Genomic DNA, 13,927 nt, shown 5'->3' on the forward strand with positions numbered 1-13,927 from the left:
ATATGAAAAGGGATGGGGGGAGGCACTGCCCTCCCCCAAAACGGTATTAAACCAGCTTCTGGCCGTTACGGACGAAAGCGGGCTTGGTGACCTTCACGGTGACCAGCTTTTTGCGGATCTCCACCTCGGCCAGCTCACCGATATCGCGGGGCACCCGCGCCAGGGCAATACTGTAGCCCAGGGTGGGGGAGAAAGAGCCGGAGGTGATCACACCTTCCCGCTTCTCACCGTTTGCCGCGGTGAAGGTAACGGGCATACCGGCACGCAGCACCCCTTTCTCTTCCATCACCAGACCCACCAGCTTGGGCTGGTTGCCCGCCGCTTTCTGCGCTTCCAGCACGTCACGGCCGATGAAATTTCGATCGCTCGGCTCCCAGGCGATGGTCCAGGCCATGTTGGCGGCGAGTGGAGAGATTGACTCATCCATATCCTGACCGTAGAGGTTCATCCCCGCCTCGAGGCGCAGGGTATCGCGGGCACCGAGGCCGCACGGGGCGACGCCGTTATCCAGCAGTGCCTGCCACAGCTCGCAGGCTTTCTCTTGCGGCACCACGATTTCATAACCATCTTCGCCGGTGTAACCGGTAGTGGCGATAAAGAGATCGCCAGCCTGCACGCCGAAGAAGGGTTTCATCCCCACCACGGCGGTACGCTGAGCGGCGCTCAGCACGGCAGCAGCCTTGACCTTGGCGTTGGGGCCTTGCACCGCAAGCATCGCAAGCTCGGGACGCTCGGTCACTGTGATATCGAAATCGATGGCGTGATGGCGGATCCAGGCCAGATCCTTCTCGCGGGTAGCGGAGTTGACCACCAGCCGGTAGAAGGTATCGGTCAGGTAATAGGTGATGAGGTCATCGATGACGCCGCCTTCCGGATTGAGCATGCCGCTGTAGAGGGCCTTGCCGGGGGCAGTGAGTTTGGCCACGTCGTTGGCCAGCAGGTGTTGCAGAAAGGCTTTGACCCGTTCGCCGGTCAAATCGACGATGGTCATGTGGGAGACATCGAACATACCGGCATCGCTGCGCACCGCGTGGTGCTCTTCCAGCTGGGAGCCGTAGTTGATGGGCATTTCCCAACCGTGGAAGTCCACCATCTTGGCGCCGGCTTCCAGGTGTTTGGGATGCAGTACAGTAGTCTGGATCATCGCATTCTTTCCTTAGCAAAAAGCCTTTTCGCTTTGGCGACCACCCTTGCGACCCGCGCCACCGCTCTGACTGCACTGCATGCAACAAAAAGCGACCGGATCCAAAAGTGTGTGCTCGCTCCTGCCCTTGCCAGGCAAGAGGGATTCCTTGAACGGAGCGGATTATATGACAAGCAGGCGAGCGTGCCGCTCAAAAAAAACTAATCCCCTCCCGTAAAACTGACTCCAGACACTAAGATAAATGCAGTGATAAAAACAGCCATAAGCCGACTCAGGCGAGATTAAATTTTGATTTTTACCGTTTCGTCACAATTTACAGAAAAACGTTTCGCTCCAGAGCAAAATTAAAGGCTGACACCCAAAACGGGTCATCAGCCTTGTCGGATTACTTTTGTTGTCAAAAACGGCGAGTAATATTAGTTTTTTTCACCCTGGGCCTGCATGGCACTGCCCTTGGTCGCAGCAACGACCCAGTCAGGACGGGCCAATGCGGGCAACTCTCCCTCCAGCCCCATGGCGGCGCGGATCACCCCCTCCTTGAAGGGCGTCAGCAGATTGGCCGCGCGCAATCCCACGCCCCGCACCAGCTTCTTGAACGGGTTGGCCCCGCTGAACAGCCGCTTGAGCCCCTCCATCGCCGCCAGCATGCGAGCCGCTTCGCTCTTGCGCCAGCGCTCGTAGCTGCGCAGGTTGGCGAGCAGGCCGATATCCTCACCCGCGGCATGATTTTGCAAGATCTGCTCCGCCAGCGCGGCAGCATCCAGCAGGCCAAGGTTGACCCCCTGCCCCGCCAGGGGGTGGATGGTATGAGCGGCATCTCCCACCAGCACCAGCCGCTCGCGAGCAAAGTCGCGGGCATAGCGGGCGGTGAGCGGAATCGCGCTGCGCACCCCCTCCACCTTGCACAGACCGAGCCGGGCATCGAAGGCGGTGGTGAGCTGGCGGTTGAACTGCTCGTCGTCACAGGCGCAGAGCGCCTCGGCGCGGGCCGCAGGCAGCGACCAGACGATGGAGCAGAGGTTCTCCTGCCACAGCGGCAAAAAGGCGAGCGGGCCATCCGGGGTGAAGATCTGGCGAGCAACAGCTTCATGGGGTTCGGCGCAGCGCACCGTCGCCACCAGCGCGTGGTGGCCATAATCCCAGCTGGTGAGCGGGATATCAGCCTGACGGCGTACCCAGGAGTGGGCGCCATCGGCGGCCACCACCAGTTTGGCAGAGATGGCCTGACCATCTTCAAGGAGCAGCAAGGCGCCCGCCGGGCCGCTCTGCAGGCTCTTGGCTCTGGCGGGGGTCAGCAGCTGGATATTGCTGGCACCTTCAGTCGCCTCAAGCAGCGCCAGCTGGATCACCCGATTCTCGACGATGTGGCCGAGGTTGGCCTGACGCAGGCTGGCGGCATCGAAGTTGATATGGCCAAAACTGTCCTGCTCCCACACCGCCATCTTGTCGTAGGCCTGCAGGCGGCGCGCTTCAATGCCGTCCCAGGCGCCGACATGGCGCAGGATCTGCTGGCTGGCCAGACTCAGGGCGCTGACCCGGTTATCGGCCACCTCCCCCAGCTGCGGGTCGGGCAGTTGTCCCTCCACCACCAGCACCTTGAGGGCGCTATGTTTCAGGGCCGCAGCGAGCCCCAGCCCCACCATGCCGCCACCGACAATCACCACATCCACATTTTGCATCTGCATCATCTCATCCTTTCAGGGCTGACCGGCTGGCCAGCGAGGGGACGCCCGCAAGCATCACCTCTTTATTCAATAGGTTTTGATCAACGAATGGTGGTCAACAGGTTCCACTCAACAAGTGCTGGCTAGTTGCCGCACACATCAGCGACAAAGCCCAAGGTGCGCGAGGCAAGCGGCGCCTTGAGGCACTGGAATCGCCCCATCAGGGTGAGCGCCAGATTCCGCCCCGCCACCAGCGGATCGTGACCATTGGAGAAGAGCTGGGCCAGCGAAGAGGTGAGCCAGACGGTCTGCGCCTGATCGCGCTGACGCTGCTGCCAGTAGCCACTCAGTACCTTGAAGCTGCCGATATCCTCCCCCTCTGCCAACGCCTTGGCTACGGCGCCGGTAAGCAGGTCGAGGTCCCGCATCCCGAGGTTGAAGCCCTGTCCGGCGATAGGGTGCAGGGCGTGGGCGGCATTACCGACCAGCACGGTGCGCTGGGCCAGCGGGTAATCGCAGGCGGTCAGAATGAGCGGATAGACGTGACGCACGCCGCATCGCTCGAAGCGACCAAGCCGCCAGCCAAAGGCCTGCTGCAGACGGGCAAGAAACGCCGCCTCATCGAGGGCCGTCAGCTCATCCACCTCATGCTGCCCGACGCTCCACACCAGCGAGGAGAGCCCCTCCTGCATCGGCAGCAGGGCCAGCGGCCCCCCTTCGGTAAAACGCTCGAAGGCGCGTCCCTCAGGGTCTTGCGCCGTTTTGACCGTGGCGATGATGGCGTGCTGCTCAAAGTCGTGGCGGGTCACCGGCAACTTGAAGTGCTGACGCACAAAGGAGTTGCCGCCGTCTGCCGCCACCAGCAGGCGGGTCTCAATCTGTTCACCGCTCTCGAGGGTGAGGGTCACCTTCTCTTCATCGGGCACAATCTCGCTCACCCGGGCCGGACAACAGACCCGGATATTGGGAGAGGCCGCCATCGCCCGTTGCAGCTCCTTGCCGGCGGATGCCAGCTCGATCACCTGGCCCAGCGCGGGCAGGCCGTATTCGGCAGCCGACAGGCGAGCCTGACCGAAGTGGCCCCGATCCGAGACATGAATCTGGGTAATGGGGGCGCAATGGGGGGCAAACAGCGGCCAGAGTCCGCGTCGCAACAGCGCATCACAGGTACCGGCCGAGAGCGCAATGGCGCGGGCGTCGAACCCTGAATGGGTGTGCTGTTCGGGGACGATTGCCTCCAGCAGCAGGATCTCGAGGGGGGAGCCATCGGATCGAAGCAGGGCTGCCAGCGAGAGGGCCAGCACGGCACCGCTCATTCCACCGCCGACCAAGGTGACATCGACCTGTCGCACATCAGATTGAGACATAAGCAGAGAGGAAGAAGTGAAAAAGGTGGCCTCATGCTATCACAAAGCCGCTGGCCGAATGCGAGGTCACCGGCAAAAAACCGGTTGCGCCTCACAGGGTTAGCCACCACAAGGAAATAAAAAAGAGCGCCATCAGGCGCTCTTGCAGATTCAGTAAGGGTCGCGTTGACCCGCACCTCAATGAAGGGTCGGCGGCGCGCTCGGGGTATCGGGGCGCTTGCCAAACTCTTCGAAGGCCATCATGACCCCCAGTTTGACGTGTTCGTAGAGCACCAGGAAAGAGGCTTCGTTCTCGTCATCTTCCTGATCGAACTCGGCGGAGACCTGAGTGATGCTGGCGATATCCTGGATCATCTCCTGCAACTCTTCCGACGCGCGGGAGAGCTCCTGCTGCACCACGCCAAAACCGGCCAGAAATGCCTGTGACCAGTCCACCAGCGAATCGATGCGCTCGTCGAGGGGAGCATCATCACTTGGCAGCAGCAGCTCGACGCCCTTCTGGGCCATCAAACTCTCGACCACATTGTGATAAAGATCGGTCATCACCTGGCGCACCGGGGCCGGCAGGCCGAAACCGTCGTTCACAAGATCGTTGAAATGGGGGACCCAGCTCTTCTCATCCAGTGCCACACCACCACACACCAGACCGCAGATCACACCATGGGCCTCGACTGCACTGGCCATCAGCTCATGCTGCTCCATGATGTCGGCCACAGCCGCATATTTAAGGGGGTTTGTTTTGCTCATAGAGGATCCGCTCAAAGTTCAGTCAAATTTGCAGAATTAATGGTCAGGATCCTAGCATTCTCCCTCTTGCAGAGCCAGCAAGGCCTTGAAACTTATGCATCTGCGCTATATAGTCCCGCCCAGTTGTCCACGTGGATAAAGGCGGAAATCAGCTCCGCCGTATTGAGGAAGGCATGAGCACAGAGGCCGTAGAAATCGTCATTTTGGGACGTCCCTACAAGGTATCCTGTCCCTTGGGACAGCAGGATGCCCTGCGCCAGGCCGCCGAGCAGCTGACCGACAAGTTGATCGACCTGCGTCAACGTTCCAAAGTCTCCAGCAACGAGCAATTGGCTATCATGGCGGCGCTCAATTTCTGTCATGAGCTCTGCCTTGAAAAAGAGAAGAACCATCAATACTCTGAGACCATGGACAAGCGGATCAAGATGCTGCAGCGCACCATCGAAGCGGCCCTGATCGAGCACGGACAATATGGTGATTCCAGCGAAGAGGGGCAGCAGCCCTAATCGCAAACCGTTTTAAAATTCCCTGGGATGTTTGTCAGCCGGTTCAAGTCCCCGAGCCGATATTCATACCAAACAGGGGATCTGCCTTCTGGCTATTGCGCATGCTCGGCACGACCGAGAAGCCTGCGGTCAGATCCGATCCCCGCCTTGAACCGACGGTTCAAGGGCCCAAACCGGCAACGGCATCTCGGGGTACCAATAGCAAAAGCCCGTCACCAGCGTGACGGGCTTTTTCTTTGCCTGATGATCAACGAACCCAACCCCTTTCAGAGCTGAAAAAATGCCCCGGATGAAAAGCTCACCCGGGGCATCACCGCATTCACTGCGCAGGCTATCTCAGCGCAGCCAGTCGCGTTAGCGCTTTTATTTGACCAGCAACAGATTCTCCTGCTGGCGGGAGGCTGTCACCAGCACCGGGATGGACTTGGAGGTCGGGGTAAACGACCCGGCCCCGATACTGTCGATGGGCACCAGCGGATTGGTCTCCGGGTAATAAGCCGCGATGTTGCCCTGCGGAATGTCATAGATCACCACGCTAAAGCCGTTCACGATACGCTCGCGCCCATCGTTGCAGATGGCCGCCATGTCGACCCGCGCCCCTTCGGCAAAGCCAAGCTGGCGAGCATCCGCCTCGTTCATGAACACCACGTTGCGCTGGCCCTTGATGCCGCGATAGCGGTCATCCATGCCGTAGATAGTAGTGTTGTACTGATCGTGAGAGCGCAGGCTCTGCAGCAGCAGTACCGGCTGATCTGCCATCTGTTCGGCATGGCGGGTACACTCCGGCAACACTGATTGCGGTAGGGTACTGGCGCGAAACTCGGCGCTGCCACTGGCGGTACTCCACGTCAGTTGCGCGGCGGAGTTATCGAGATGAAAACCGCACGGCTGCTGGATGCGGGCATTGAAATCGGCAAAGCCGGCGATGGTCTGTTCGATAAGATCGCGGATGCGGCCATAATCATCGCGCAGAGACAGCCAGTCGACCCGCTCGCTGCCCACAGTGGCATGAGCCATCCGCGCGACTATGTCGGTCTCGGAGAGGCAGAGGGGCGATACCGGCTCGGCTGCGCCGGTCGAGGCGTGCACCATGCTGAAGGTGTCCTCCACCGTGATCTTCTGGTTGCCGCTGCGCTGGATATCGAGCTCGGTGCGGCCAAGGCAGGGCAGGATCAGTGCCGCCTTGCTCACCTGCAAGTGGCTGCGGTTGAGCTTGGTGCTGATCTGCACGTTGAGCTCGGCCTTTTTCATCGCCCCGTAGGTGAAGTCGGTGTCGGGCGCCGCTGCAGCCAGGTTGCCACCCAAACAGATGAGCACCTTGCTCCTGCCCTCGTCCAGCGCCTTGAGCGCTTCGTACACGTTGTGACCGCGGGCCCGCGGCAGGCTCACCTGCAGATGACGCTCGAGCCGGTCGATAAAGGCGGCGGTCGGCTTTTCGTTGATACCCATGGTGCGGTTGCCCTGCACGTTGCTGTGGCCCCGTACCGGGCAGAGCCCCGCCCCCGGCTTGCCAATCTGGCCGCGCATCAGGTGCAGGTTGACGATTTCGCGAATGGTATCGACCGAGTGCAGATGCTGGGTCACCCCCATGGCCCAGCAGCTGATGATGCGCTGGCTGGCGGCAAAGACCCGGGCCGCCTGCACGATGTCGGCGCGAGTCAGGCCGGATTGCTGCTCGATCGCCGCCCAATCGGTGGCACGCACCTGCGCCTCGTACTCGGCAAAATGGCGGGTGTGGCGGGCGATGAAATCGCGATCCACCGCCTCCGGCACCTCTTCCAGGATGTACTTGGCCATGCCACGCATGGCGGCCATGTCGCCACCCAGTTTCGGCGTCAGGTATTGGTGGCTGATGGTGGTGGCCGCCGGGGTCAGCAGCTCAAGCGGGCTCTGCGGGCTGGCGAAGCGCTCCAGCGCCACCTCTTTCAAGTTGTTGAAGCTGACGATCTTGCAGCCGCCGCGCGCTGCCTGGCGCAGGGCATTCATCATGCGCGGGTGGTTGGTACCCGGATTCTGGCCATAGACGAACACCGCATCGGCCTGGTCGAAGTCATCCAGCACCACAGTGCCCTTGCCGATGCCGACCGACTGGATCAGCGCCACCCCGCTCGCCTCGTGGCACATGTTGGAGCAGTCGGGGAAGTTGTTGGTGCCAAACAGGCGACCAAACAGCTGATAGAGGTAGGAAGCTTCGTTGCTGGCACGCCCCGAGGTGTAAAACTCCACCTCGTCCGGGCTATTCAGCCCCTTGAGGGTGTCGGCAATCAGGGCAAAGGCGTCGTCCCAGCTTACCGGCTCGTAGTGATCGGTCGCCGGGTTGTAGCGCATCGGCTCGGTCAGCCGCCCCTGATACTCGAGCCAGTAGTCGCTCTGGCTGGCCAGCTGGCGCACCGAGTGAGCGGCGAAAAACTCGGCCCCCACCGTCTTGCCGGTAGACTCCCATGCCACCGCCTTGGCGCCGTTCTCACAGAACTGGAAGGTGCCGTGGTCGTTGTCGCCCCAGGCACACCCCGGGCAGTCGAAGCCGTCGGTCTGGTTGACCCGCAGCAGGTTCTTGATGTTCTGACGGGTCTTCTGGCTGCGCAGCACCTGTTTCATGGTGGATTGCAGGGACGAAAAACCGCCGGCTTTGGCGGGCTTTTCAATATGACTCATGGCACTCTCCGATGGGATCCGCCGGGCGATGGCTCGAATAGCTGACCGGGGCATCAAACTTGGGAATATGAACGACGTTGAGGTTGTATTTGAGGGCCAGCCTGATTGCCAACTGGCTGGGCGATGCCAGACAGATGAGATGACGGGCACCGAAGCGGGCGGCTTTTTGCACCAGCTCACTGCCACAGCGGCTGGTCACCACCAGGGTGTCGCACGCACTTTGCTGACGCAGCAGCAGGCCGATCAGCTTGTCGAGGGCATTGTGGCGCCCGATATCTTCCCGGCAGTGGAGGATCCGGCCCTCGGCATCCAGCGCCAGCGCCGCATGCAGGGCACCGTGTTGCTGTCCCTTGAGCTGCCACTGGGCGATCTGAGCACGCAGCCGCGCCAGCAAGGCCCCATTCAGCGGCGGTGTCAGCGGCAACACCGGCAATGCGGGCAGCGCCTGCTCCACCGCCGCTACGCCGCAGATGCCGCAGCCAGTTGCCCCGGTCAGCCGACGCTTGTTCTCAGCCAAAGCAGCCAGGGAGCGGTTGGCAATGGTCACATCCAGCACAATACCCTGTTCGGCTGGCGCGACCTGGATGTCGTGGACTTCGTGGTTATGCCGGATGATCCCCTCACCAAACAGAAAGCCGACGGCAAAGTCGTCGAGATCGTCCGGGGTCGCCATCATCACCGCGTGGTTGATGCCATTGATGTTGATGGCGACGGCTACCTCCTCCACCAGATGATCCAGTGAAGGCGAGGCAGGCAAATTGACGGGGATGTCGACAGGCGTGTAGGCAGGCATGCAGGTTGGCCTAAAAATGCAAACTGCATTCAAGTTTAGAGAGGCGACTGACGCAAAACCAATGAAATAAATCTATATCCTGATAGAGTTGTTCTATTGAAGATGTTTTTTCAATTGATTAATTCTTCAATAGCCGGTTCCACTGCCTCCCCTACAACCAGATGAACATCAAGCAACTTCACTACTTTCACGAGCTGGCCAAACACCAGCATTTTGCCAAAGCGGCCAAAGCCTGCCACATCACCCAACCGACCCTCTCGGCCAGCATTACTGCCCTGGAAAAGAGTGTCGGCACCGATCTGGTGGTACGCACCAGCCAGTTTGTCGCCCTGACCGAGGCCGGCGAGCTGGTACGCCAGTATGCCGAACGAATGTTGCTGGAACAGGAGGCGCTCAAACAGGAGCTGGCCCTGTTCCAGGGCGAACTCTCCGGCACCCTGCGCATCGGCATCGTGCCGCAGTCCAATCTCGACATCATGCCGTTTATCGCACGCTGCAAGCAGCGCTATCCCGATATCGTCATTCGCCTGTCGGTGCTCAGCAACGAAGCGCTGCTGTCACAGCTGGAGTTGCATCAGTGCGATATCGGACTGGGATTTGATGAACCGGTTGGCGGAGCTGGCCGGCGCGCCTTTCATGTCTACCCGCAAGGCGCCAACCAGATGGCGGTGCTGATGAACCGTGACGAAGCGGATCTGTACCCGCACAGCGGTGACATTGCGCTTGCTGAACTGCAGCAACAGCCGTTGGTGCTGCCCAGCCGCACCATGCAATTTCGCCAATATCTGGATCGCGCCGCCGAGCAGATGGGGACCTCGCTTAACGTGGTACTGGAGACCGACTCGCTGTTCCATCTGGTCAGCGCCGTACGCCACCGGCTGGGCTGGGCCATCGTCAGCGCCGGTCTCGCCCGCTCTGCCAGCAAACTCTCGGATCTCGTTTGCCTGCCACTCGCTCCGCTGGAGAATATCGGCCATACCGCCTTTCTGACCCGCCAGCAGAGCATCACCCCCGCCATGCGTGCCTTTCTTGAACTGGTGGCTGAAGGTGAACCGGCAAACGCGCCTTGACGCAGGCCAAGCGGTAAACCTCATCCGGTTCTGGCATAGAAAAAGCCCGCCAGAAGGCGGGCTTTCAGAGAGCAAGCGCAGGCATCAAATCGCCATCTGCTCGTGGGGGGAGCCATGGTGGCGTAACCAGATAAAGCTCAGCGCCACGATCAGCACCATCAGGGTCATGATGGCACCCAGAGTCACCTGACCGGTCATCGGGAAACCGGCCGCTAGCAGGGTCACCACACCGGCCCCCAGATTCTGCATCCCGCCGAGAATGGCCCCCGCGGTGCCGGCCTGACCCGGGAAGGGCTCGATGGCACAGGAGGTGGCGGTCGGGTAGAGAATACCGCTACCGATGAAGTAGACAGCCGCACCACCAACCAGCGAGGCGGCACTCACCACCCCGAACAGCCCCGGCACCAGAATGATGAGGGAGCCGAGCGCCAGAAAAGCGATCCCCAGACGCATCAGCTTGCCCTGAGTCAAACGGAAGCTCAGCTTGGCAGAGAGCCAGGCCCCGAACAGATAGCCGGGCAGCGGCAGCACGAACAGCACGCTCACGGTACGGGCGCTCAGTTTCAGCACATCGCCCAGCAGCACACCGGCCGCAGCCTCGAACACTGCCAAACCGGCAAAGGTCGCCATCAGGCAAAGCAGGTTGCCCTGAAACTTGGGGTTGCCCAGCACATGACGATAGGCAGCACCGACGCGCAGCGGCTGACGAGCAGCAGCAGGCAGCGTCTCACCAAACCAGGCCATGATCGCCAGAGTGGCTACGGCACCAAAACCGAACAGGAACCAGTAACCGGCGCGCCAGTTGAACAGCTCGGTCAGCCAGCCACCCAGCACCGGGGCCAGCAGCGGGGAGAAGATCACCCCCATGCTCACCAGACTGTTGGCTCGGTTGAGCTCGGCGCCGTTGTAGCGATCGCGCATCACGGTACGGCTCATGGCGCCACCGGCACCGGTACCCAGCCCTTGAACAAAGCTGCCCACCAGCAGGGCGGCAAAATGGGGGATGGCCTGAATGATCAGGGTGCCCACCAGAAACACCATCATGCCGACGATCAGCACCGGGCGACGGCCGATGCGATCCGACAACGGCCCATAGACAAACTGGGAGAGGCCATAGGGGATCAGGTAACAGGCCATCACCGCCTGCAACTGGCCCGAGGCCACATTGAAATCCCCCGCCATCATGGGAATGGAGGGAACATAAAGGGTCTGGGTCATCTGGCCCACAGCGACCATCAGAATGGTCAGTAAAAACAACGGATAAAAACTGTGCCGATCCATATCAGTCCCAAAAAATCGAAAAAATGCTGCCGCCCCTCTGGCACAAAATGGCCCAGAGGAATCTGATCACAGAGGTTGTGATGCAATCAAAAACAGTGTTGGAAACAGTAGGCGGGGAGCCCGCCAAGCCACCGCACAGGACGTTTGGTGGTATGGGGGCATCATAGTGATTCAGCTCACAAAAAACGAACGAATCTTTATAATCGGCTTGCCTTAGTTTTTCTAATATTACGGGGCGTCTCGCCCCGTCAGCAGTTAAAAATCAACGAGTTACCATCTGTTGCGCCTGCTTGATCAGCTCATCGGGCTGCTCCTTACGCGGCGGTATGGTGATCCCCTTCTGGCAGGCAGGCTTCTCTGCCATGCGATCCATCCAGGCTTGCAGATGGGGCAATCCCTCGATGGAGATACCGCTCCAGTCATAAATACGCACCCAGGGCCAGGTGGCGATATCGGCGATGCTGTACTCGTCCGCCAGATATTCGTGGTGGGCCAGATGGCTATCGAGCACCTCGAACAGACGGCGTCCCTCCTTCTGGTAACGTTCGATGGCGGCGGGGATCTTTTCGGGGAAATAGCGGTAGAAGACGTTGGCCTGCCCCATCATGGGTCCTACCCCGCCCATCTGGAACATCAGCCACTGGATGGCCTGAGAGCGGCGTTTGGGATCAGCGGGCAGCAACTTGCCTGCTTTCTCCGCCAGATAGATGAGGATGGCCCCCGACTCGAATACGGCGAAATCGTCGTTATCCCGATCGACGATAGCCGGAATACGGCCATTTGGGTTGATGGCGAGAAACTCGGGCTTCTTCTGATCCAGCGCCGAAAGATCGAGAGGAATGACCCGATAGGGCAAACCCAGCTCTTCGAGGGCGATCGCCACTTTGAAACCATTGGGGGTCGCGGCGGTGTAAAAGTCGATCATGATTCACTCCTTGTTGGTCATAGCCAGATTGCACGGTTGGAACAGGGTGCAACACCATAGCCGCCTCATCTTGCAACAAGTGACCGGCTCCAGACCATTAAAAAGCGGCGCACCGTAGGCCAAACAAGGCCACGGTGCGCCGCTGGTGCTCTCTGGCAATAGTAGATATTAGTTAATCACGGCGACCGGCTTGCGCTGGCGCAGCATGATCAGGCGGGAAAGCAGCGGGAAGTAGGACTCCAGCTTGCGCAACAGCACCCGGCTGCAGGCAGGCTCGGCCAGCTCCGACTCATCCAGCACGATGCCGTTTGAGACAAAATAGAAACGGGGGTCACGCACATCGGGCCCGCAGACCGTCAGCTCCTTGTCCCCCTTGCGGATCAGCAGCGGCAAGACCGGCAAACCGATCGTCTCATCCTCTCCCCGGGCAAATCCGGCATCCTGCCAGGGCGCATCGCCGTCGATCAGCAGGATCGCCGCCTCCGTCTTGGCCGGTTGCCACTGGGCCAGGGGGGTCACGGTGATGTGGGCAAAGTGATCACCATACTCGGGTGATGACCGCAAGATGGCCAACAGTCCCTCGCTGGCCGCTGACACGTTCTGACTCACTAATGACAAATTCATGGTTCACATCCCTATGCTCATGACAGCCTGTATCCGGCTGCTGGGATAAGACTAGCGCAGATCTGGTCTATATTGGAGCCGTCAAATCTGGCAGTGGTAATCAATTGGTCGTAGGGGGATAACAGTTGCCATCGCACAAAATACTGGTATCATACCGCGTCCTTTTATCCCCCGTTCTTTAACATCCAGTGGTGAACCTATGCATCCGATGCTGAATATCGCCGTGCGCGCTGCGCGCAACGCCGGTCAAGTTGTAGTAAAAGCCTTCTCCCAGCCCGAGAACATTGAGGCTATCCAAAAAGGCAGCAATGACTTCGTGACCAACGTTGACCGTGAAGCCGAAGCGGCCATCATTCACACCATCAAAAAATCTTACCCGGAGCACAGCATTGTTGCTGAAGAGTCTGGTGAGATTGCCGGTACCAATCCGGACTACCAATGGATCATTGACCCACTGGATGGCACGACCAACCTTGTCAAAGGCATTCCGCACTTTGCCGTTTCCATCGCCCTGCGCGTAAAAGGCAAAACCGAACAAGCCGTTGTTTACGATCCCATCCGTGACGAACTGTTTACTGCTACTCGTGGTAGCGGCGCCCAGCTGAACGGCTACCGTATCCGTGTCGGCAAAGCCAAAGAGCTGGCTGGCACCGTACTGGCCACAGGTTTCCCCTACAAGCAAAAGCACCACATCGAGTCCTACCTGAAGATGTTCCAGAGCATGTTCATCGAATGTGCCGACATCCGTCGCTCCGGCTCTGCCGCACTGGATCTGGCCTACGTGGCTGCCGGTCGCGTCGACGGTTTCTGGGAAATCGGCCTGAAACCCTGGGACACCGCTGCCGGTGAACTGCTGGCCAAAGAAGCTGGCGCCATCGTCACCGACTTCGTAGGTGGTCACAACTACGAAAACTCCGGCAACATCGTGGTTGCCAACCCGCGCGTCCTGAAAGAGATGCTCGGCAAGATCCGCGAAGAGCTGCCGGAGTCCCTGGCGAAATAAGCCAACCTTCGAGCAGACAGTGTCTAGTCCTGAAATAGGTTTACACATTTTCAACTAGCATTTCTCTACTCAGAACCCCCTATGTACCGCATCGGGGGTTCTGAATTTCAACGCATGATGCGGTCGCTCCTCGTTGTAAATATCCACC

General features: G+C 59.9%; 13 protein-coding genes and 1 other RNA gene. 5 read left to right on the forward strand and 9 right to left on the reverse strand.

Annotated elements, in window-relative coordinates:
- Positions 1-46: 46 nt before the first annotated feature.
- Complete coding sequence (gcvT, locus tag AACT07_RS17480; RefSeq protein WP_069529180.1) at positions 47-1,144, reverse strand: glycine cleavage system aminomethyltransferase GcvT; 1,098 nt, start codon at positions 1,142-1,144, stop codon at positions 47-49.
- Here gcvT and AACT07_RS17485 point away from each other — a divergent pair.
- On the forward strand, positions 1,121-1,348 hold the full coding sequence (locus AACT07_RS17485; RefSeq protein WP_139123866.1) for a hypothetical protein: 228 nt from the start codon (positions 1,121-1,123) through the stop codon (positions 1,346-1,348). The two genes, gcvT and AACT07_RS17485, sit on opposite strands and share 24 nt — an antisense overlap.
- A 212-nt stretch (positions 1,349-1,560) precedes the next feature.
- On the opposite strand, the gene AACT07_RS17490 is transcribed toward AACT07_RS17485, so the two are convergent.
- From AACT07_RS17490 to AACT07_RS17500, 3 genes are all read right to left on the reverse strand, one after another.
- A complete protein-coding gene (locus AACT07_RS17490; protein WP_069529182.1) occupies positions 1,561-2,829 on the reverse strand; it encodes an FAD-dependent 2-octaprenylphenol hydroxylase in 1,269 nt (422 codons plus the stop codon).
- 122 nt (positions 2,830-2,951) lie between these two features.
- Positions 2,952-4,175 (reverse strand): 2-octaprenyl-6-methoxyphenyl hydroxylase, encoded by a 1,224-nt coding sequence (gene ubiH / locus AACT07_RS17495; protein ID WP_069529183.1) that lies wholly within the window; start codon positions 4,173-4,175, stop codon positions 2,952-2,954.
- A 177-nt stretch (positions 4,176-4,352) separates the two neighbouring features.
- Positions 4,353-4,922 (reverse strand): UPF0149 family protein, encoded by a 570-nt coding sequence (locus AACT07_RS17500; protein WP_033138039.1) that lies wholly within the window; start codon positions 4,920-4,922, stop codon positions 4,353-4,355.
- Between the two features lie 173 nt (positions 4,923-5,095).
- Between AACT07_RS17500 and zapA the strand changes: the two genes are divergently transcribed.
- On the forward strand, positions 5,096-5,428 hold the full coding sequence (gene zapA / locus AACT07_RS17505; RefSeq protein WP_005333910.1) for a cell division protein ZapA: 333 nt from the start codon (positions 5,096-5,098) through the stop codon (positions 5,426-5,428).
- Between the two features lie 16 nt (positions 5,429-5,444).
- Positions 5,445-5,626, forward strand: a non-coding RNA gene (gene ssrS / locus AACT07_RS17510) — 6S RNA.
- A 165-nt stretch (positions 5,627-5,791) separates the two neighbouring features.
- On the opposite strand, the gene AACT07_RS17515 is transcribed toward ssrS, so the two are convergent.
- Together AACT07_RS17515 and fdhD are read right to left on the reverse strand one after the other, a co-directional pair.
- Entirely contained in the window at positions 5,792-8,083 is a 2,292-nt protein-coding gene (locus tag AACT07_RS17515) for an FdhF/YdeP family oxidoreductase (protein WP_069529185.1), read from the reverse strand.
- Positions 8,070-8,876 (reverse strand): formate dehydrogenase accessory sulfurtransferase FdhD, encoded by an 807-nt coding sequence (fdhD, locus tag AACT07_RS17520; protein WP_069529187.1) that lies wholly within the window; start codon positions 8,874-8,876, stop codon positions 8,070-8,072. The genes AACT07_RS17515 and fdhD overlap by 14 nt, the downstream gene beginning before the upstream one ends.
- Before the next feature lie 161 nt (positions 8,877-9,037).
- Here fdhD and AACT07_RS17525 point away from each other — a divergent pair, with 161 nt between their 5' ends.
- On the forward strand, positions 9,038-9,946 hold the full coding sequence (locus AACT07_RS17525; RefSeq protein ID WP_069529188.1) for a LysR family transcriptional regulator: 909 nt from the start codon (positions 9,038-9,040) through the stop codon (positions 9,944-9,946).
- Between the two features lie 84 nt (positions 9,947-10,030).
- On the opposite strand, the gene emrD is transcribed toward AACT07_RS17525, so the two are convergent.
- From emrD to AACT07_RS17540, 3 genes are all read right to left on the reverse strand, one after another.
- Positions 10,031-11,227 carry a multidrug efflux MFS transporter EmrD gene (gene emrD, locus AACT07_RS17530; protein ID WP_069529190.1) on the reverse strand — a complete coding sequence of 399 codons (1,197 nt, stop codon included), beginning with the start codon at positions 11,225-11,227 and terminating at the stop codon, positions 10,031-10,033.
- 262 nt (positions 11,228-11,489) lie between these two features.
- The gene (locus AACT07_RS17535) at positions 11,490-12,152 is read right to left on the reverse strand and encodes a glutathione S-transferase family protein (protein ID WP_005333923.1); all 663 of its coding nucleotides are present in this window, start codon (positions 12,150-12,152) and stop codon (positions 11,490-11,492) included.
- A gap of 168 nt (positions 12,153-12,320) precedes the next feature.
- A complete protein-coding gene (locus AACT07_RS17540) occupies positions 12,321-12,776 on the reverse strand; it encodes a hypothetical protein (protein ID WP_005352991.1) in 456 nt (151 codons plus the stop codon).
- A gap of 199 nt (positions 12,777-12,975) precedes the next feature.
- Here AACT07_RS17540 and suhB point away from each other — a divergent pair, with 199 nt between their 5' ends.
- Positions 12,976-13,779: an inositol-1-monophosphatase gene (gene suhB / locus AACT07_RS17545; protein ID WP_005352992.1), complete on the forward strand. Its 804-nt coding sequence runs from the start codon at positions 12,976-12,978 to the stop codon at positions 13,777-13,779.
- The last annotated feature ends 148 nt before the right edge of the window (positions 13,780-13,927 follow it).

It is taken from the genome of Aeromonas sp. ANP5, from assembly GCF_963870295.1.
Classification (GTDB): domain Bacteria; phylum Pseudomonadota; class Gammaproteobacteria; order Enterobacterales; family Aeromonadaceae; genus Aeromonas; species Aeromonas veronii.